Annotated in this window: 17 protein-coding genes; all 17 read right to left on the reverse strand. The window is 61.9% G+C overall.

Annotation, left to right across the window (positions count from 1 at the left end):
* Positions 1-2: 2 nt before the first annotated feature.
* The 17 genes from U2H20_RS03175 to U2H20_RS03255 all read right to left on the reverse strand — a co-directional run bounded on the left by U2H20_RS03175 (position 3) and on the right by U2H20_RS03255 (position 18,179).
* Complete coding sequence (locus tag U2H20_RS03175; RefSeq protein ID WP_430593050.1) at positions 3-299, reverse strand: YggT family protein; 297 nt, start codon at positions 297-299, stop codon at positions 3-5.
* A 132-nt stretch (positions 300-431) separates the two neighbouring features.
* Positions 432-893: a cell division protein SepF gene (locus U2H20_RS03180; RefSeq protein ID WP_430593051.1), complete on the reverse strand. Its 462-nt coding sequence runs from the start codon at positions 891-893 to the stop codon at positions 432-434.
* 25 nt (positions 894-918) lie between these two features.
* A complete protein-coding gene (locus U2H20_RS03185; protein WP_430593052.1) occupies positions 919-1,587 on the reverse strand; it encodes a YggS family pyridoxal phosphate-dependent enzyme in 669 nt (222 codons plus the stop codon).
* Positions 1,588-1,607: 20 nt separating this feature from the next.
* Positions 1,608-2,768 (reverse strand): cell division protein FtsZ, encoded by a 1,161-nt coding sequence (gene ftsZ, locus U2H20_RS03190; RefSeq protein ID WP_430593053.1) that lies wholly within the window; start codon positions 2,766-2,768, stop codon positions 1,608-1,610.
* A gap of 182 nt (positions 2,769-2,950) precedes the next feature.
* Positions 2,951-4,141, reverse strand: a complete 1,191-nt coding sequence (locus tag U2H20_RS03195) for an FtsQ-type POTRA domain-containing protein (RefSeq protein ID WP_430593054.1) — start codon at positions 4,139-4,141, stop codon at positions 2,951-2,953.
* A complete protein-coding gene (gene murC / locus U2H20_RS03200; RefSeq protein ID WP_430593055.1) occupies positions 4,138-5,541 on the reverse strand; it encodes a UDP-N-acetylmuramate--L-alanine ligase in 1,404 nt (467 codons plus the stop codon). Before murC ends, U2H20_RS03195 begins: the two co-directional genes overlap by 4 nt.
* Positions 5,538-6,638 (reverse strand): UDP-N-acetylglucosamine--N-acetylmuramyl-(pentapeptide) pyrophosphoryl-undecaprenol N-acetylglucosamine transferase, encoded by a 1,101-nt coding sequence (locus U2H20_RS03205; protein WP_430593056.1) that lies wholly within the window; start codon positions 6,636-6,638, stop codon positions 5,538-5,540. The genes murC and U2H20_RS03205 overlap by 4 nt, the downstream gene beginning before the upstream one ends.
* The gene (locus tag U2H20_RS03210) at positions 6,635-7,936 is read right to left on the reverse strand and encodes a peptidoglycan glycosyltransferase FtsW (protein ID WP_430593057.1); all 1,302 of its coding nucleotides are present in this window, start codon (positions 7,934-7,936) and stop codon (positions 6,635-6,637) included. The genes U2H20_RS03205 and U2H20_RS03210 overlap by 4 nt, the downstream gene beginning before the upstream one ends.
* On the reverse strand, positions 7,875-9,407 hold the full coding sequence (gene murD, locus U2H20_RS03215) for a UDP-N-acetylmuramoyl-L-alanine--D-glutamate ligase (RefSeq protein WP_430593058.1): 1,533 nt from the start codon (positions 9,405-9,407) through the stop codon (positions 7,875-7,877). The genes U2H20_RS03210 and murD overlap by 62 nt, the downstream gene beginning before the upstream one ends.
* Positions 9,400-10,506 carry a phospho-N-acetylmuramoyl-pentapeptide-transferase gene (gene mraY / locus U2H20_RS03220; RefSeq protein ID WP_430593059.1) on the reverse strand — a complete coding sequence of 369 codons (1,107 nt, stop codon included), beginning with the start codon at positions 10,504-10,506 and terminating at the stop codon, positions 9,400-9,402. The genes murD and mraY overlap by 8 nt, the downstream gene beginning before the upstream one ends.
* Positions 10,503-11,915 (reverse strand): UDP-N-acetylmuramoyl-tripeptide--D-alanyl-D-alanine ligase, encoded by a 1,413-nt coding sequence (locus U2H20_RS03225; RefSeq protein ID WP_430593060.1) that lies wholly within the window; start codon positions 11,913-11,915, stop codon positions 10,503-10,505. Before U2H20_RS03225 ends, mraY begins: the two co-directional genes overlap by 4 nt.
* A complete protein-coding gene (locus tag U2H20_RS03230) occupies positions 11,912-13,447 on the reverse strand; it encodes a UDP-N-acetylmuramoyl-L-alanyl-D-glutamate--2,6-diaminopimelate ligase (RefSeq protein WP_430593061.1) in 1,536 nt (511 codons plus the stop codon). The genes U2H20_RS03225 and U2H20_RS03230 overlap by 4 nt, the downstream gene beginning before the upstream one ends.
* Before the next feature lie 41 nt (positions 13,448-13,488).
* Positions 13,489-15,315 carry a peptidoglycan D,D-transpeptidase FtsI family protein gene (locus tag U2H20_RS03235; RefSeq protein WP_430593062.1) on the reverse strand — a complete coding sequence of 609 codons (1,827 nt, stop codon included), beginning with the start codon at positions 15,313-15,315 and terminating at the stop codon, positions 13,489-13,491.
* Positions 15,316-15,358: 43 nt separating this feature from the next.
* Positions 15,359-15,958, reverse strand: a complete 600-nt coding sequence (locus tag U2H20_RS03240) for a hypothetical protein (RefSeq protein WP_430593063.1) — start codon at positions 15,956-15,958, stop codon at positions 15,359-15,361.
* On the reverse strand, positions 15,955-16,959 hold the full coding sequence (rsmH, locus tag U2H20_RS03245; RefSeq protein ID WP_430593064.1) for a 16S rRNA (cytosine(1402)-N(4))-methyltransferase RsmH: 1,005 nt from the start codon (positions 16,957-16,959) through the stop codon (positions 15,955-15,957). Before rsmH ends, U2H20_RS03240 begins: the two co-directional genes overlap by 4 nt.
* A gap of 93 nt (positions 16,960-17,052) precedes the next feature.
* On the reverse strand, positions 17,053-17,484 hold the full coding sequence (gene mraZ, locus U2H20_RS03250) for a division/cell wall cluster transcriptional repressor MraZ (RefSeq protein WP_430593065.1): 432 nt from the start codon (positions 17,482-17,484) through the stop codon (positions 17,053-17,055).
* Between the two features lie 308 nt (positions 17,485-17,792).
* Entirely contained in the window at positions 17,793-18,179 is a 387-nt protein-coding gene (locus tag U2H20_RS03255; RefSeq protein WP_430593066.1) for a DUF3040 domain-containing protein, read from the reverse strand.
* Positions 18,180-18,396: the final 217 nt, after the last annotated feature.

Here is an 18,396-nt window from a genome sequence, read left to right on the forward strand (position 1 = left end):
TGCTATCCGATCGCCATCAACGTGTTTCCGATCCAGATCACAACCTGCGTGAGGATCAGAAGAATGAGCAGCGAAAGATCGAGTTGCACGGCTCCGATTCGAACCGGCTTGATCCACCGTCGCAGTGGCTTCAAGAAAGGGTCTGTCATCACGAGAACAGCGACGAAGATCGTGAGAACAAGCCCTTTTGGCTTCCAGTCCGGGCGCAAACTCCGCGCAATCTCGATAAAGAACCGAGCCCAGACGACGAACAGGAAAAGAAATGCAACCGTCGCGATGATCAATCCAACGAACGCCACCGGCGGTCAACTCCGATTCAGGTCAGCCTTCACGCAGTGTGCAACCACACTGCAGGTGAAGTGGGTTGCCGATCTCTCGGCACCCATGGGAACGGGCGCGAGTCACCGAGTGCTCGGCGACTCACCCCCATTCTAGTGTGCGAAAACGGCCGAGTCGGCAGTGTCGAGATCTTCGCTCGGACGCCCACCGGAAGCGGTGATGTTCTCTGGAGTCAGGAGGTACACCTTGGTCGTGACGCGCTCGATGCGGCCGTTGAGACCCTGGGTGAGACCAGCGGAGAAGTCGATCAGGCGGCGTGCATCGCCGTCCGTCATCTGCGAAAGGTTGATGATGACCGGGGTGCCATCGCGGAATGCCTCGGCGATGCTCTTGGCGTCGCGGTACTGGCGTGGGTGAACCGTAAGAATCTCGTTCATTTCATTCACAATCTGCGGGGCTGGTGCGCGGTGCAGCGGAGTAACCGTGGCCTTGGGCTCGCGATCCTTCTTGACGGTCTGAGCAGGCTGTTCAACCGGCGTGACATCTTTCGTCAGCTGATCTTCTTCCTCGGCAAAGCCAAGGTAGATCGCTGCTTTTTTCAGTGCACTGGTCATGTGGTTTTCTCCTTCGACGCTTGCGTCAACGGTAACCGGGATCGGGGCGGTTTCCGGTGATTGCGGAGCCGATTCGTAGGTGTGTCGCGCCAACTTGCAGCGCTTCTTTCCAGTCGTTACTCATTCCGGCACTCAGGGACGTTGCCCCAGGAGCGATCGTACGAACCTGCTCGGAATACTCGGCAAGACGAGCGAATGCTCGCGATGGCTCTTCATCAAGCGGAGCGACCGCCATCAGCCCCAGCAGGTTGACCCCGGGCGAGGCCTCCACCTGCTCAATGAACGGGAGGAGTCGATCTGGCGACACTCCCCCGCGGGCAGGATCCTCGGTGAGGTTCACCTGCACGAACCCGTCGATCGCCGGCGCCTCCCGACGCTCGAGCGCCTGCACGACGCTCTCACTGTCGACCGAGTGCAGCACGGTTGCGTACTCGGCGATCTGGCGTGCTTTTTTGCTCTGGATCTGCCCAACGAAGTGCCACTGAGCATCGAGGTCCTGCAGCTCGGCGACCTTCTCGCGAGCTTCCTGGTGTCGATTCTCGCCGAAGTCGCGACAGCCGGCTCCGAAGAGCTCTCGGACGAGCGACGCGGGATGGAACTTCGTGATCACGACGAGCGTGACCTCCTGGGACACACGAAGGCGGTGTCCCTCGAACTCTTCGAGGAACACCGCCAAACGTTCAGATGCAGTCACTGGGACGACTCCTGTGCGAATCAGTTGCGGAGGAAATCAGGCAAGAACTCGTCTTCGTCCTCGTTCGCGTCGACCAAGGGCGCAACCGGGCCCGTGAGGTTCTCTGGAACCGTCGCTGGTGGAACCGGCACCGCCCGCCGCTCAGTCTCTTCGGACTGCTCGGTGTGCGACGGCTGCGCGATCGAAGCCGGGCGTGGATCCGCGATCGACGCTTCATCGGTGCGGGCCAGTGGCGTGCCGCCGTCGAAGCCTGCCGCGATCACCGTGACGCGGACCTCGTCGCCGAGGGTGTCATCGATGACCGTACCGAAGATGATGTTCGCTTCGGGGTGCACAGCCTCTTGGACGAGCTTCGCAGCGTCGTAGGTTTCGTGAATACCGAGGTTGCTTCCCGCCTGGATCGAGAGCAGCACGCCATGCGCGCCGTCGATCTTCGCTTCGAGCAGCGGGCTCGCGACCGCCAGCTCAGCCGCCTTGATCGCGCGATCCGCTCCGCGTGAGGAACCGATACCCATGAGCGCACTTCCCGCACCCTGCATCACGCTCTTCACATCGGCGAAGTCAACGTTGATGAGACCCGGGGTCGTGATCAGGTCCGTGATCCCCTGCACACCGGCGAGCAGAACCTGGTCGGCGGTTTCGAACGCCTCGACCATGCTCATTCCGACGTCGCTGATTTCGAGAAGACGGTCGTTGGGAACGACGATGAGCGTGTCGACCTCGTTGCGCAGTGCGTCAACGCCATTCTCGGCCTGATTCTGACGACGCTTGCCTTCGAAGCTGAACGGTTTCGTGACGACACCGACGGTCAGTGCGCCGAGGCTCTTCGCGATGCGAGCGACGACCGGTGCACCACCAGTTCCTGTGCCACCACCCTCACCCGCGGTCACGAAGACCATGTCCGCGCCCGCGAGAGCTTCTTCGATCTCTTCAGCGTGGTCCTCTGCAGCGCGACGACCGACTTCGGGGTCGGCTCCAGCGCCAAGACCCTTGGTCAGTTCGCGGCCGACATCGAGCTTGACGTCGGCGTCGCTCAACAGCAACGCCTGCGCGTCGGTGTTGATCGCGATGAACTCGACTCCGCGGAGCCCGAGATCGATCATGCGGTTGACAGCGTTGACGCCGCCACCGCCGACACCGACCACCTTGATGACGGCGAGGTAGTTAGAGTTTGCAGTCACAGTCCGGCCTCCGTAGAACTCTCAACCTCAGGTAGAAGTTTAGAGATATCCTCAATAATCTTTGTTGGTTTCGACGCTACGGCGATCCCGGATTGTCGCCGCTCAACACGCCGGAGTGTCGGAACGAGTTCTCAGAAATTCTCGGAAGCATTCCAAGCTTCCCCACGAGCAGCACTGTCGTATCAGCGAATCACAGGGTGGTCTGGCGCCGAGACGTCAAAGATCGCTGGCGTGGAAGGATCGTGCGCGGCAAGCAGCGCCGCGAGGACATCACCCTTCAACCGCGACTCCTCAGGCCCACCCCACACGACCGTCTGCCCGGTCGAGAGCACGAATTCGACGTCATCGACGCTCGTTGCTTTCGCAGTCGCAATCTGCAGTCGAACTTCCTCGGGGAGCGTTCGCACGACCGCCACGACCGCCGCGAAGCCATCGCTGCCAGGCTGGAGGTTCTCGAGATACGGAATTCCCTGCGGCGCCTCGGCAACGAACTCGACCGCGATCCCCGCGGGATCGACGAGCGCGACGCCGTATTCACTGAACACACCGACGATCGGCTGACGTTCGACGATATGGATCACCAGGGTCGAGGGCGGCGCCGCCTCGACGCTGAACGACTGGATCAGCGGGAATTGCGCGAGCACGCTCTGCACATTCGCATCGGTCACTGCGGCAAGTGGCGTGCCGGACATCGGCTCGAGCGCTGTAACAACCTCAGCCGGGTCCATCCTTTGCGTGCCCTCGACTTCGACTGATCGAACTGCCATCAGCGGTGAATACACGAGTGCGACGAGCAGTCCGAACACGGCCGCCACCGAACCCACGATGATGAACACCCGGTTCCGCTTGCGTCTGGTCTCGGCGGTGAACCGACGAACCTCAGCCGAAGCGCTCTTCTTCTGCGCGCGTGCGTCCATTTTCGCTGCGGCGCGAAGCGCTTGGCGCTCGGCCTTTTCTCGGCGCTGCGCCCTCCGTTCGAGTTCCTCGTACTCACGGAGGGTCTGTTGCGCGTACGAACCGGAGCGCTCATTCGGCTTGGCGCTTGTTTCGAAGGGGAGGTCGTCCGTCGTGTTGAGTCCTGCGAGCGAATCCGTGAAGTTCACTTCCTGCGACGAGACGATGTCGTTTGTCGCACTGATCGGATTCTCCGTGGACTCCGCGCGCGACTCGCCGTTGATCGAAACCGGCTCGTGATGCTTCGATCCCCGTCTCGAGGCGAACGCACGATCAATGGAAAACGATCCAGAATCGTTCGGGCTCGCGCCGTCGTTCGCTGCATCAACGGGCGCGCTCTCATTCGAGTGCTGTTTCGGCGGGGACCCGGGCTGCTCCGGTTTCGGTGCTCCGTGCGAGAACCCTTCCGGTCGTTTCACGAGGCGTCCGTTGTGCCCTCGAGCGAAGTCAGCAACTGCGGGATGATGCGGTAGACATCGCCGCAGGACAGCGTCATCACGAGATCGCCGTCTTTTGCGATCTCCCCGACCCGATCAGCAGCCTCCTGCCAGTCGGCCAGGAAATCGGCTTTCGAGCGATCGCTGAACTCCTTGTACACGAGCTCACCGGTCACGCCCGGAATCGGGTCTTCTCTCGCTCCGTAGACATCGAGAATCACCGTGTGATCCGCCAGCGACTCGTACGCGGCAGCGAATTCGGCTGCCATGTCGCGCGTTCGCGAGTACAGGTGCGGTTGGTGCACAGCGATCAAACGCCCCTCACCGAGGACCGTGCGCGCAGCGGTCAACGCAGCGACCACCTCTGCCGGATGGTGCGCGTAGTCGTCATAGACGCGAACGCCGCGGCGAGCACCATGGGGTTCGAAACGTCGACCGGTGCCGGAGAACCCCGTCAGTGATGCCGCGACCTCGCCAGGCTCAAACCCTGCACCGACGAGGACCGTGAACACCGCCGCCGCGTTCAAGGCGTTGTGGCGTCCCACGGTCTGCACGCTGCTCGAATAGCGCCCACCTTGGTAGTCGAGATCGAAACTGACCGAGGTGCCGACCGTGATATTCGAAATGCGAACGTCGGCATCGGAGGATTCGCCGAAGGTCAGCACATTCGGATGCTCGAGTTGCGCGTGCACGCGCTTCGCGCCTTCGTCGTCTGCTGAAATCACGACGAGGTCGTCGGCGGAGTTTGCGAAGTCGATGAATGCGCGGTCGAAATTCTCGTGGCTTCCGTAATGATCGAGGTGATCCGTGTCGATGTTCAGGATCAGCGCGATCTTCGTGTCATACAGTGCGAATGAGCCGTCGGATTCGTCTGCCTCGAGGACGAACAGCTCTCCGGAGCCGTGTCCGCTCGAAGCGCCGATGCCGTGCACGACTCCGCCGTTGACGAAACTTGGGTCAGCACCGAGCGCCCGGAGCGCAACGACGAGCATTCCCGTTGAGGTCGTCTTTCCGTGAGCCCCCGCGACCGCGAGCACCCGTCGATCCTGCGCAAGATATGCAAGCGCCTGTGATCGATGCAGCACCGTGATGCCGCGCTTTTGCGCTTCGAGCAGCTCCGGGTTCTCCGGCCACAGCGCGCTCGTGACGACCACCGCGTCGACCTGCCCGAGGTTCACCGCATCGTGCCCGATCGCAACCTGAGCACCATGCTCGCGGAGCATCTGCGTCGTCGCGCTGTCACTTCGATCGGAACCAGAAACCCGGATTCCCGCGTCGATCATCATGACGGCGATGCCGCTCATGCCGCTCCCGCCGATTCCGATGAAATGCACGCTCTCGATGCGCGCAGGAATAGGGGTAGAGAGGTCTGGCGTAATCATCGTGCGCTACTCCTGTGTGCGCCGTCCGCGACGGCCTCCGAGATCAGTTCGTACATTCGCTCACTGCCGTCGAGCACGGCACTGCGCTGGCTCGCCCGGGCCATGGCCTTTACTCGCTCCGAATCTCTCAAGAGCGGGATGAGCTGCGTTTGGATCCACTCCGGGGTGAATGCGCTGTTGTCGACGAGGAGCGCGCCGCCGGCATCGATCTGGTCAGCTGCGTTCAAGCCCTGCTCCCCGTTGCCGAAGGGCAGGGGAACATAGACCGCAGGGAGCCCGACTGCCATGAGCTCACTCACGGTCAGACTGCCTGCGCGGCAGACGACGAAATCCGCAGCCGCAAGCGCGAAGTGCATGTGCTCGACATAAGTCACTGCCGTGTAGTGCTCAACGGTTGCCGGCTCGAAATCCGTTTGCCTCCCGCCCGAGAGGTGCAGAATCTGCCAGCCCGCAGCAACGATCTGGGGCGCGGCTGTGACGATCGCGCGGTTGATGGCGCGGGCACCTTGTGAGCCTCCGGTAACGAGCAGACACTGCCGATCGGGGTCGAGCCCGAATTTCGCACGCGCGCTCCCACGGAGCGCGCTTCGGTCGAGGCTCGTGATTTCGGTCCGCAGTGGCATGCCGACGTGTCGGGCACCCGCAAATTTCGCGTTCGCATAGGCGGAGCCGAGCCACGGCGTCGAACGCGCGCCGAGCTTGTTCGCCATACCGGGCATCGCGTTCGCTTCATGGATGATGAGCGGCACGTTCTCTCGCTTGGCAGCGACATACGCAGGCGCTGAGGCGTACCCGCCGAATCCGACGACCGCTGTCACCCCTCGATCGCGAATAATCGCCCGCACCTGGCGGACCGCGCGAGCAAAACGTGGAAGGAATCGAAGCGCGTCGAGGTTTGGGTGACGCGGAAACGGTAGTTTCGCGATCGTCAGGAGTTCGTAGCCGCGGGTGGGAACGAGTTCTCGTTCGAGGCCCTCTTTGGTGCCGAGCACCAGCACTTCCGAATCTGGCTCGCGCTCACGGAGACGATCAGCCACCGCGAGCAGAGGATTCACATGCCCGGCGGTCCCGCCTCCAGCAAACAGGTACACGGTCATTCAGTCATTCTCTCGCGTCTTGGCACAGACTTCATCTTCACGGGTTTGTGGCTGATTCCCTCGGCCTTCTTGGCGTCGATCTCTTTACAGAACGACAGCACCACCCCGATTGCGATGAGCACCGCAATCGTCTGTGAACCACCCGCAGAGATCAACGGCAACGGCACTCCGAGCACTGGCAACAACCCGAGCACAACTGCAATGTTGACGAGGGCCTGGCCAACGACCCATACGAGAATCCCGCCGGTCGCCGCACGCATGAACACGTCTGTCGTCGAACGGATCACGCGCAGCAGCGCCAGGCCGAGCGTCACGAAGATCAGGATGATTGCGGTCGCGCCGACGAGTCCGAGTTCTTCGCCGATGATCGCGAAAATGTAGTCGTTGTTCGCCTCCGCGAGCCAGAGCCACTTCGCGGTCGAGTTCCCGAGCCCGACTCCGAAGATTCCGCCGCCCGACATCGCCCACAGCCCATGGAACTGCTGCCAGCACGACACGAAGTAGTCCTCAGGCTGGCAGCCGTTGAAGAAGAGCTGAATTCGATCGATTCGAGACTGCGAAGTCTGAATGATGGGGACAGCCGCGACACACACCACGACGATCGGCAGGAGCAGGTGCCAGAGCCGAACCCCGGCGAAGTACAGAGCCCCGAAACACAGCATCGCCATGATCACGACGGTTCCGAAGTCGTGCCCGAGCATCACGAGTCCGAGTGCAAGACCTGCAACCGGCGCAACCGGAATCCACACGTGCCAGAACTTGGTCATCGAGTGCTTCTTGATGCTCATGATGAAGGCAAGCCAGACGCACAGCGCGAGTTTCACGAACTCACTCGGTTGCAGTGAGAACGAGCCGAAGCGCAACCAGTTTCGGTTTCCGCCGGACTCGAATCCGAGCGGCGTGAAGACAAGCGCTTGCAACAGGATTCCGAACATGATCGCGAGCCACGCAATCCGACGCCAGAACTTGACCGGCATGTTCGCCGCGATGAACATCAACGGTACGCCGACCGCCGCGAAAATCGCTTGGCGACCGAAGGTGCGGAAGAAGTCCTCTGTCGTTCGCGAGTCGGGATCGACGGCTGCGAAGTCCTCCACGGACGACGCCGAGAGCACGATCACGAGCCCGACGATCACGAGTAGCAGCGTTGATCCGAGGATCAGCGCAGAAGTGAGTGAGTTCGCTGGAACGAGCCGCCGGACCCGAACGTAGGCCGCGCGAGCTTTGCCGCCGGCGCTACTGTCCTTGCTCGAGACCGAGATCCGGTCCCGGTTCGGCGTTGGGGGCGCTTGGGTCATGCTTCGCCCTCTCCTGCCTCCGACGGACCGCCGCTGCGAAGTGCTCTCCGCGTTGTGCGTATCCCGTGAACTGATCGAATGAGGCCGCCGCCGGTGCGAGGAGCACAGTGTCTCCCGCGGCAGCTTCGGAAATCGCGAGAGCGACCGCCGACTCCATTACGTCACCAGTGTGAACCTCGTCGACCTCGAGCACACGGAGCGCGGGCGCGTGTCGCGTGAAAGATTCACGGATCGCGTCGCGCTCGGTACCGATCACGACTGCAGCGCGAAGGCGGTGTGCGTGCCGAAGCAGGAGATCGTCGATCGTGCCGCCCTTCAGGAGACCGCCGACGATCCAGATGATCGACGGGAAAGCGCCGAGCGAACCGTTTGCCGCGTGCGCGTTCGTCGCCTTCGAATCATCGACGAAATGCACCTCGCGAACCATGCCGAGCGATTCGGTGCGGTGCTTATCAAGGGTGAAGTCTCGAACTGCTGCGCGGATTGCAGCGGGCTCAGTACCGAAGGCGCGAGCAAGCGCGGCTGCAGCGAGCACGTTCTGTGTCATGTGTGCTGAGGCGAGCCCGGAGAGCGCGAGATCCTCGAGCGTTGCGAGTTCGAGCGCTTGGCCAGCTCTCGCATCGAGAAACGCTCGGTCAACCAGGATGTCCTCGACCATTCCGAAGTTGCTCGGGCCTGGGGTACCGAGGCCAAAGCCAATTGCGCGGCAGCCGTCGACGACCTCTGCGTTCTCCGCGAGCTCGAGCGTGCGCGAATCCGCGGTGTTGTAGATGATCGCGGTCTTCGTGTTCTCGAACACTTTGCCCTTCGCGGCAAGATACTGCTCGAAGGATCCGTGCCAGTCCACGTGATCGACGTCGATGTTCAGCAGCGCTGCAGCGAGTGGCTCGATCGTGCCGAGCGTGTGCAACTGGAAGCTCGAAAGCTCGACGACGAGCGCATCGAAGCCCTCCGGATCACGAACTGCGTCGAGCACGGGTGTCCCGATGTTCCCGACCGGAGCGACGCGCGCTCCCCCACGGGCAATCATGTGCGCCGCGAGCTGCGTCGTCGTTGTCTTCCCGTTCGTGCCGGTGACGAGCAGCCACTCCGCAGCCCGGACCTTGTCGCGAACCCGCCAGGCGAGCTCGATATCTCCCCAGACCACTGCGTTCGACTGGGCGCTCGCAATCGACCAAGGATGGTGAGGCGCAAACCCCGGAGAGATGATGATCAGGTCAGCGCCTTCGATCTCCGGTGGCGTTGACTGGTCATCCGCGGTTTCACGAAGTGGGATCCCGAGAACCTGCAGGATCCGTTTGTGCTCGTCGCTTGCGCGCGCAGTGACCACGGAGACGTGTGCGCCGAGTTCAGCGAGCGTGTCCGCGGCAGCGAAGCCTGACACACCGAGTCCGAGCACGACCGCCCGGATCCCCGACCAGTCATCGTGCCAACTCTGCAAGGCGAGCACTCGCGGCGATTGCTCACTCAAACGGGAACCTCTGCCATTCGAGGTAGAAGAGTCCGACACCGCCAGCGACGAACAGTCCCGCGATGATCCAGAACCGGACCACCACCGTGATTTCCGCCCAGCCCTTCAACTCGAAGTGATGGTGCAGAGGACTCATCAAGAAGATGCGCTTCCCCTTGGTGAGTTTGAAGTAGATGCGTTGCACGATGACGGAGCCCGTCACGATGATCGGCAATCCCGCGATGAGCAGCAGCAGGAGTTCGGTGTGGGTGAGCACTGCGAGCCCTGCGATTGCGCCACCGATCCCGAGGGAGCCGACGTCGCCCATGAAGACCTGCGCGGGACTCGTGTTCCACCAGAGGAATCCGATGAGAGCACCGACGAGGCTCGCCGCGACGACGGCGAGGTCGAGCGGTTCGCTCGTCGGATAGCAGCGATAGAGATTGTCGGGGTCGATGCTGCCGGAGAAGCATGACTGGTTGAACTGCCAGAAGCCGATGAGCACGTACGCAGAGACGGCCAGGATCGAAGCGCCCGTCGCGAGGCCATCGAGGCCGTCGGTGACGTTCACTGCGTTCGAGGTTGCAACGACGATGAAAACGATCCACAAGACGATGAGCAGACCACCGACGATCAGTCCGAGTGCGGCTAAGTCGAGCCACTCGATATCGCGCGCGCCGCTGATCATGAAGGATGCAGGGGTCTGCCCGCGCTCGTCCGGGAAGTTCAGGGCGAGCACTGCGAACACTGCGCCGACGATGACTTGGCCCGCAACTTTCGCCCAACCGGTGAGCCCGAGGCTGCGCTGGTTCCGAACCTTCATGAAGTCGTCGATGAACCCGACCACTCCGAGTCCGGTCATCAGGAACAGGACGAGAATCGCCGGATAACTCGGAAGATCCCAGGTGATCAGTTTGCCGAGGAAATATCCGAGCAAGGTCGCCAGGATGAAGATGACGCCACCCATCGTCGGAGTTCCACGCTTCGTGTGGTGACTCTGCGGGCCGTCATCACGAATGAACTGTCCCCAGCCGATCTTGTTGAAGGCACGGATGAAGAGCGGCGTCGCGAGCAGCGAAAAGCACAAGGCAATTGCTGCGCTCAACAGCAGATTGTTCACAGTGCTCCAATCTCATCGCCGAGCGACTGCAGCCCGGCGCTATTCGACGACTTCACCAGAATGAGGTCGTTGTCACGGAGTGCCGTGTCCAGAAATCTGCGAGCGGCTTCGGCATCTTCGACGAACACGCTTTCGGCATCGTAGGAACCTTCGCGTTCGGCGGCGTTGTGAATCTGACGTGCAGCAACACCGACGACGACCAACTTGTCGATATTCAGCCGAACCGCCAATAATCCGATGCGGTCGTGCTCTTCGAAGGAGTACTCTCCGAGTTCGCTCATTTCGCCGAGCACTGCAACGCTGCGGCGCCCCGCTCCCCGAGCAATGTGCGCGAGCGATTTCAGCGCGGCGGCCATCGAGTCCGGGCTCGCGTTATAGGCGTCGTTGATGACCGTCCAGCGGCTCGCGTGCATGAGCTCCATACGGCCGCGCTCTGCGAGTGGCAGAGCCTCCAAGGAGGCAATCGCTGAATCCAGGTCGATTCCGAGCGCGTCAGCGGCGCTGAGGGCGGCAAGTGCGTTCATGACGTGGTGATCTCCGAGAATCTGGAGCCGCACCACACGAGATTCGAGCGGCTTCGAAGCCCACTGGCCGTGCAGTTCGAAGGAGGTGCCGTCGATCGAGGATTCGATCTCGCTTGCCCAGAGTGTCGACTGCGCATCGAGCCCGAAGGTTCGCACTGCCGCCGCTGTGTCGTCCTTCATGGCGAAAACGCGAGCATCGTCGCGGTTCAGAATGGCAACGTCTTCGGCGGTGAGCGGTGTCACGAGTTCGCGTTTTGCAGCCTGTGTGGCTTCGACGCCACCGAATTCTCCTGCGTGGGCGAGCCCTACTTTCAAGACGACGCCGACATCTGGCTTCACGAGCGCAACGAGTTTGGCGATCTCGCCCTTGCCGCTCGCCCCGAGTTCGAGCACGAGGTATTTCGTTTGCTCGGTGACCCGCAGCATGGTCATAGGAGCGCCGATGTGGTTGTTGAACGATTTCACCGGGCTCACGGTTTCGCCGTGGTGCTCGAGGATCGCTTGGAGCATCGACTTCGTCGTGGTCTTCCCGTTCGAGCCGGTGATGCCGACCACAGCGAGTTCACCCGCGGCCCGGACACGGGCAACCACGGTCTTCGCAAGCTGTGCGAGTGCTTCGGCACCGGAGTCCACACGAATAGCCGGAGTCGATGTACTGACGTGCTCCTCGCAGATGAGGAGTGCTGCTCCATTGGCGATCGCGGCGTCGATGAACCGGTGACCGTCGGTTTCTTCGCCAGGCATCGCAAAGAAGATCGAGCCCTGCGTGACGAGTCGAGAATCGGTTTCGGCAGAGCCCGAAAACACGGTGTTCGAATCAAGAGTCGGCGAGAGAATCGTGCCACCGACCGCGTCTGCGATCTCCTGCAGCGTCATAGCGATCATGCGTGCCACCCTGCCTCTTCGAGGGCACGTTTCGTTTCCGTGACCGCAACGAAGGGTTCACGAACACCGCGAACGTCGCGGTAGTCGGCGTCGCCAGGGCCCGCCCAAATGATGGTGTCGCCCTGCTCTGCGTGTTCGATCGCTCGACGGATCGCCGATTCCTCTGGGAAGACTTCCTCGATCGATTCGTCGTCCCTCACTGCCCGCGCTCCGGCGAGCACCTGCGCGCGGATGCTCGCGGCGTCCTCGGTGCGAGGGTTGAAGTCGGTCACGATGACGACGTCCGCCAACTCTGCCGCGATCCGCCCCATATCGGCGCGCTTCAAGGCGTCACGGTCACCGTCTGCGCCGAACATCATGATCAACTTGCCGGGAGTCACCGAGCGCAGGGCTTGCAAAGTCTGGATGAAGGCATCCGGGCTGTGCCCGTAGTCGACGAACACAACCGGTCCGTTGCCCGAATCGACGCGCTCCATGCGCCCAGGAAGCTCCGGGCGTACACCGTGCGCAATGGATTCGATGATCGCGTCGAGGTCGAAACCACTTTCGACGAGCATGAGGATCGCCACGGCTGCGTTCGATGCCATATGGCGACCGATGAACGGAAGATCGACATCGATCGATCGGGACTCCGGACCGGTCAAGGAGAACTTCGTGCCCGCGACCGTCTCTGCAGTGATCGAGACCTGCCAGTCGGCTTCAGCGCCGTTGGAGGAGACCGTCGTGACGGGGATTCGAGTGTCTTCCGCAACCCGAGCGCCCCACTCGGTGTCGACGCAGACCACGCCGCGCTCAGCGCGGTCCGGCGAGAAGAGCTCTCGCTTCACTTCGAAGTAGGCCTCCATCGAGCCGTAGTCATCGAGGTGATCGTGGCTGAGGTTCGTGAAGGCAACGACATCGAAACGGATTCCAGCGATTCGATGACGCTCGATCGCCTGAGCGCTGACTTCGAGGACAGCTGCCCGGACGCCTTCTTCGGACATACGAGCGAGGAGGGCGTGCAGTTCGCTTGCTTCCGGGGTGGTGAGTTTGCTGGTCATCACCAGGTCACCGACATGGCGCTCGGCCGTGGTCGAGAGGCCAGTGACGAACCCGAGGTTCTTCAGGAGTCCTTCGAGAATGAACGAGGTGGAGGTCTTCCCATTCGTGCCCGTGATACCGAACATCCGAGGAGGATTCTCGAGCGTGCGATAAACCCAGGCGCTGATCTCTCCGAGCGCTTCGCGAACGTTCTCGACGACGAGCACGGGCACTTCCAATTCGCCTTGCAGGAGCGCACCAGCGGAATCAGTGACGATCGCGACGGCACCGGCGTCAACAGCGCCCGCGGAGAACGCTGCACCGTGTGTCGCTGCTCCTGGAAGGGCCGCAAATATGTCGCCGGGTCGTACATCTCGTGAGTTGTTCGTGATGCCGGTCACTTCGGCATCGCCGGCATCGAAATCTTCGATACCGAACTCGTTGGCCAACGCACTCAGCGGCCTCGGTGTCGGATGCTCCGGTCGCAGAATCGCGGGAGTAACACCCTCCACGTCAACCTCTCTCTCGTGTTTGCCAGCAGCTGGCATCGTTCTTACTCACTCGGCCACTCGAGCGGAATGTCAGGTCGCGCTTCCGTTGACGGTGGGATGTCGTACTGCCGAATCAAAAGACTAACAAGATCATGGAACACCGGAATCGCACCGGCGCTCGTTCGCACGGTCTGCGGCTTGTTGATCTGCACGTAGACGACGTATTCGGGATCTTCCGCAGGGAAGACTCCGGCTGTCGTGATGATCATGCTTTCGGGATCGTAGCCGGACCCGTCCAGGTAGGCGACCTGTGCGGTTCCCGTCTTCGCAGCGACACGGTATCCCGGCACCGGGAAGGTCTGATAGCCGTAGTCGGTGACGACGTACTCCATCATGTTGACGATCTCTTCAGCGGACTGCTCGGAAATCACGCGGTGCCCGTCGGGAGCTTCGGGCTCGATGACGGTCCCGTCATCGAGTGCGCATCCTGACACGAGTTTGAGCGGCTCGTGCACCCCGCCGTTGCCGAGCGCCTGATACGCGCTGACCATCTGCATCGGGGTCACCGCGATTCCCTGGCCGAACAGCATGTTCGACTGGGTTTGCAGATCGAGGCTGCCCGCGTCGCGCAGTCTGGCAGCGGACTCGCCGTTGAAGCCGACGTTCGTCTGTTCGCCGAAGCCGAATTTGGCGAGGTAGTCCATGTACTCGGTGCGATCCATGTCGTATCCGAGCTGGGTGATGCCGGTGTTCGAGGATTGCACCAGCACACCGGTCGCAGTCCATTGCATATCGGGGTGCCAGTGCGCATCGCCGAGGCTCACTCCGTTTGGCAGGGTGATTCGACCGGGAGCCACGACTTCGGACGTTGGAGTGATGATCCCCATATCGAGCATGACCGCCATCGAGACCGTCTTGAAGATGGATCCCGGCTCGAACGTCATCATGAAGGAGTTCGCGCCCCGATACTCCGAGGCCGTCGAGGTCGGTCGGTTCGAGTCAACACTCGGGTAGTCGGCGACGGCAAGGAGTTCTCCGCTCGTCTTCGCAATGATCGCAGTCGCGCTCGGCGCGCCAAGATTCTGCGCGGCCTCCGCGATGTACTGCTGCACTTGATACTGCAGGTCGGCATCGAGAGTGAGTTCGAGCGTGCCGCCGTCGTGCGCGGGCTCGTCGACGACCACAGAACCCGGGATCACCGTGCCGTCACGACCGCGACTCCACGACTGGCTCCCCGCGGTCGGCGAAAGGCATTCGTTCTGGGAGAGTTCGAGCCCGGCCAGCGGGTCGTCGGTTCCCATGAATCCGACTAGGTTGCCCGCCACGTTGCCGTTGGGATAGATGCGCGCGGGCTGCAGCCGCGGGTACACCCAGGGAATTCCGAGCGCGCGAATCTGGTCGTATTGTTCAGCGTCCACTTGCTGGATCAGCATGAGGTAATCGCTGTTCTCGTCGGCTTCGAGCGCAGTGTTGAGCTTCTCTTGCAGCGCGTAGGGATCGTCGCCAGTGATTTCACCAAGGGCGACGAGCGCCTCACCAACGGTACGGACGAGCGTTCGCTCCCCCTTCACGAGCTTGTACTCGTCGAGCGCGTATTGCGGAGAGATCGTGATGTTCCAGCGATCAACCGAGCCTGCGAGCACCGTGCCGTTCATGTCCACGATGTCGCCACGAGCGCCGTTGATCGCCGCAGAACTCGTGCGACGGCTATCAGCCTCAGCGTTCAGCGCCTCAGCCTGGACGATCTGAATATCTGCGAGCCGGACGACGAAGACTCCAACGAGTGCGAGAACGATGACGATCGCGAGAATCGCGCGAGCATTCACGGTCCGAGGTGAAACAACAGGCTTCGAGCCATCATGATGACTCGGGGTCGATTGACGCGCCATGAAACTCCTCTCGCACGCTGCAAACTGAGGCTACCGGCGGGACTCAGCCTTGCTCGTTCGCCACGCCCTCAGCAGGAAGAAGCATGCCCGGGTACGGCTCCGGGTCTTTCTCGGTCTCGGGAACGACGGGGGTCGTGGTCGCTGCAGTCTCAGGAGCGAGCAGTGCGTTCGGCACGAGCAGCCCGCCGTGTCCGGCGATTTCGCCCGCTGCGTGCAGCGCGTCCGGACCACCGAGCACGACACCGCTCGACAATTGGATGAACTGCGCTTCTTGACCGCCCACCATCCCGAGGTTGGTCGCTGCCGTGGCGAGGTTCTGCGGAGAGTTCAGGACGTTCAGTTGCTCCTGGAGGTTCTGCTCCTGACGACCGAGCTGTGCCGATGCTGCTTGCAGTTCGCGCACTTCGTACGCGCCGTTCGACAGCGCAATGCTGAGACCCATCTGGCAGAGCACGATGACCGCGAGTCCGACCAGCGCCAGGATCCCGTGCACGAGACCAGGACGAGTCTTCGGAGCGACCGATGGAACCGCGCGAATATGCGGGCTTTCCTGCTCGATCGGCGCGGGTGTGAACTCCGGAGCGACCTCGAGGTTCGAGGCCGGCCGCGCTGCAAGCAGCGTTGGACGTACTGCTGGGCTCATCGACGTGCTCCTCGCTGTCGAGAGGGCGTCGCCGCGCGCGCTCCTCGAACGTTCATCGAAATACGCTCCACCGCCCGGAGACGGACGGGAATTGAACGGGTGTTCAGTTCGCGCTCTGCTTCGGAGGCGAGCTCGGCGCCACGAACGAGGGCGCGGTGGCTTGGTGCATGTTCTGGAAGTTCCTGGGGCAGTCCCGCTGGAGCACTCGTCACCGTGCGCTCGGCAATCGCCCGCTTGACGATGCGGTCCTCAAGGGACTGGTACGAGAGGACGACCATGCGTCCCCCGAGGCTGAGCGCGTCGAGCGCCGCCGGCATCGCAGTTTCGAGCACTTCGAGCTCGTTGTTTACGACCACGCGGAGCGCCTGGAAGACCTTCTTCGCCGGGTGCCCGCTCTTCTTCTGCACGGCCATCGGTGTCGCGGCGATCAGGATTTCGACAAGTCGACCACTCGTGACGATCGGCTCGCTTTCGCGTGCGTTGACGATCGCTCGCGCGTAACGGCCTGCAAGTTTCTCATCGCCGTACCGGTGGAAGATCTGCGAGAGATCACGCTCAGCCCAGGTCGCGACAATCTCAGCCGCGGTCAGATCTCCCTGCTGGTCCATGCGCATGTCGAGCGGGGCATCTTTCGAGTAGGCGAAACCGCGCTCTGCGGAGTCGATCTGCAAGCTCGAAACGCCGAGGTCGTACAGAGCCGCATCGATTGCAGCGACCCCGAGCGCGCCCATTGCGCCCGCCACGTTGTCATACGTGGTCTCGACGAGCGTGATGCGATCAGCGAACGGCTCGAGACGCTTCCCAGCCAGGGCGATCGCGTCGGGATCGCGATCGATCCCGATCAAACGCAAGTTCGGGAACCGTTGCAGCATTGCTTCGCTATGCCCGCCCATGCCGAGCGTTCCATCGAGCACGACGGCGCCGTCGCGTTCCAGTGCCGGAGCGAGGAGTTCGAGGGTGCGTTCGAGAAGAACCGGGGTGTGGAGTGATGCTGCGTCCATGCGAACCAGGCGGTCCCGAACCCTGATCCCCATCCATTCGGCCTGCCACCGGGGAAGTGTGTCAGGACGGATAGTTGGGAGTCACGGTCAGGGCTAGAAGATGCCCGGAATCACCTCCTCTTCGGTCTCGGAGAATGCTGCTTCGTTTGCGGCGTAGTACTCGTCCCATGCGGTCGCCGACCAGATCTCGGCACGATCGCCAGCGCCAATGACGACCAGGTCACGCTCGAGCCCTGCGTACTCGCGCAGCGCTTGAGGGATGGTGATGCGGTGTTGCTTGTCTGCAACTTCGTTTGAAGCCCCGGACAGGAACAAACGCATGAAGTCACGGGCGGCTCGCGATGTCAGCGGGGCTTGGCGAATGCGCTCATGTACCTGTTCGAACTCACGAGTGCTGAACACGTAGAGGCATCGCTCCTGCCCGCGAGTGAGCACCATGCCGGCGCCGAGCTCGTCGCGAAACTTCGCAGGAAGAATGACGCGGCCTTTTTCGTCGAGGCGTGGGGTATGCGTGCCAAGAAACACGGTGCACCCTCCTCACGCTCCGGCCAGCGATCCCGCAGTTTTCTGCGTTACTCCACTTTACTCCACATTCATCCACAAATGCGCGACATTGCGAACTTTTCTCAGGAAGTTCTCTGATTTTACGGGCTGATTCGGGTGGAGGGAAATACGCAAAATGGTGCACAAAAATGTTCCAGAGTGGAGTCAGCGAGCATTCAGATCCGACTTCAGCGATGTGGACCTGCTCGAGTGGGTGCTGTGGGCCAGAAAAGGCACAAAAAAGGACCGACCCGAAGGTCGATCCTGATTTGTGGAGGAAGAGGGAGGGACTAGCCCTGGCGCTTGTCCCACTCTTCTCCGAGACGGTCGAAGAAGCTCTTCGACGACGACGTTGACTTCTTCCTGACGTCGGATTCGCGCTGCGAGGCACTCGGCTCGGCCTGCGGGTCGATCTCAACCGGCTTGTTGGCGGCGATTGCCACGAGCACTCCGGCGAGGGCGAGAGCGAATCCGGCGACGCCGATCAGAGGGATACGCGTCGCGACCGCGGCGACGATCGCTCCAAGACCGGCAACGAGGAGCAGCAATCCGATCGCAACCTTCGTGTAGTCGGTGCAGCGGGGCCCGACTGAGGTCTGCACGATGTCAGCCTCGTTTTTGTAGAGATTGCGCTCCATCTCTTCAAGAAGTCGCTGCTCCTGTTCGGATAGCGCCATGATGGCCCCCTTCATGCGGTCTACACGCGGTGCGGACTTCAATCCTACGCGGCATTTGGCTTACTAGGCTATGCGTTGTGTCTGTGAATATCGGATTTACTCGTGCGATTGATCAATCGATCGCTGATTCCCTGCAACCAAAGCTCGAATCTCTCGGCGCAATCTCCCCCGATGCGGAGCCGATGCTCGCAATCGCACGGACTCTCCTACAGGGCGG

Origin of the sequence: Humidisolicoccus flavus (assembly GCF_045689595.1) — a bacterium.
GTDB lineage: Bacteria > Actinomycetota > Actinomycetes > Actinomycetales > Microbacteriaceae > Humidisolicoccus > Humidisolicoccus flavus.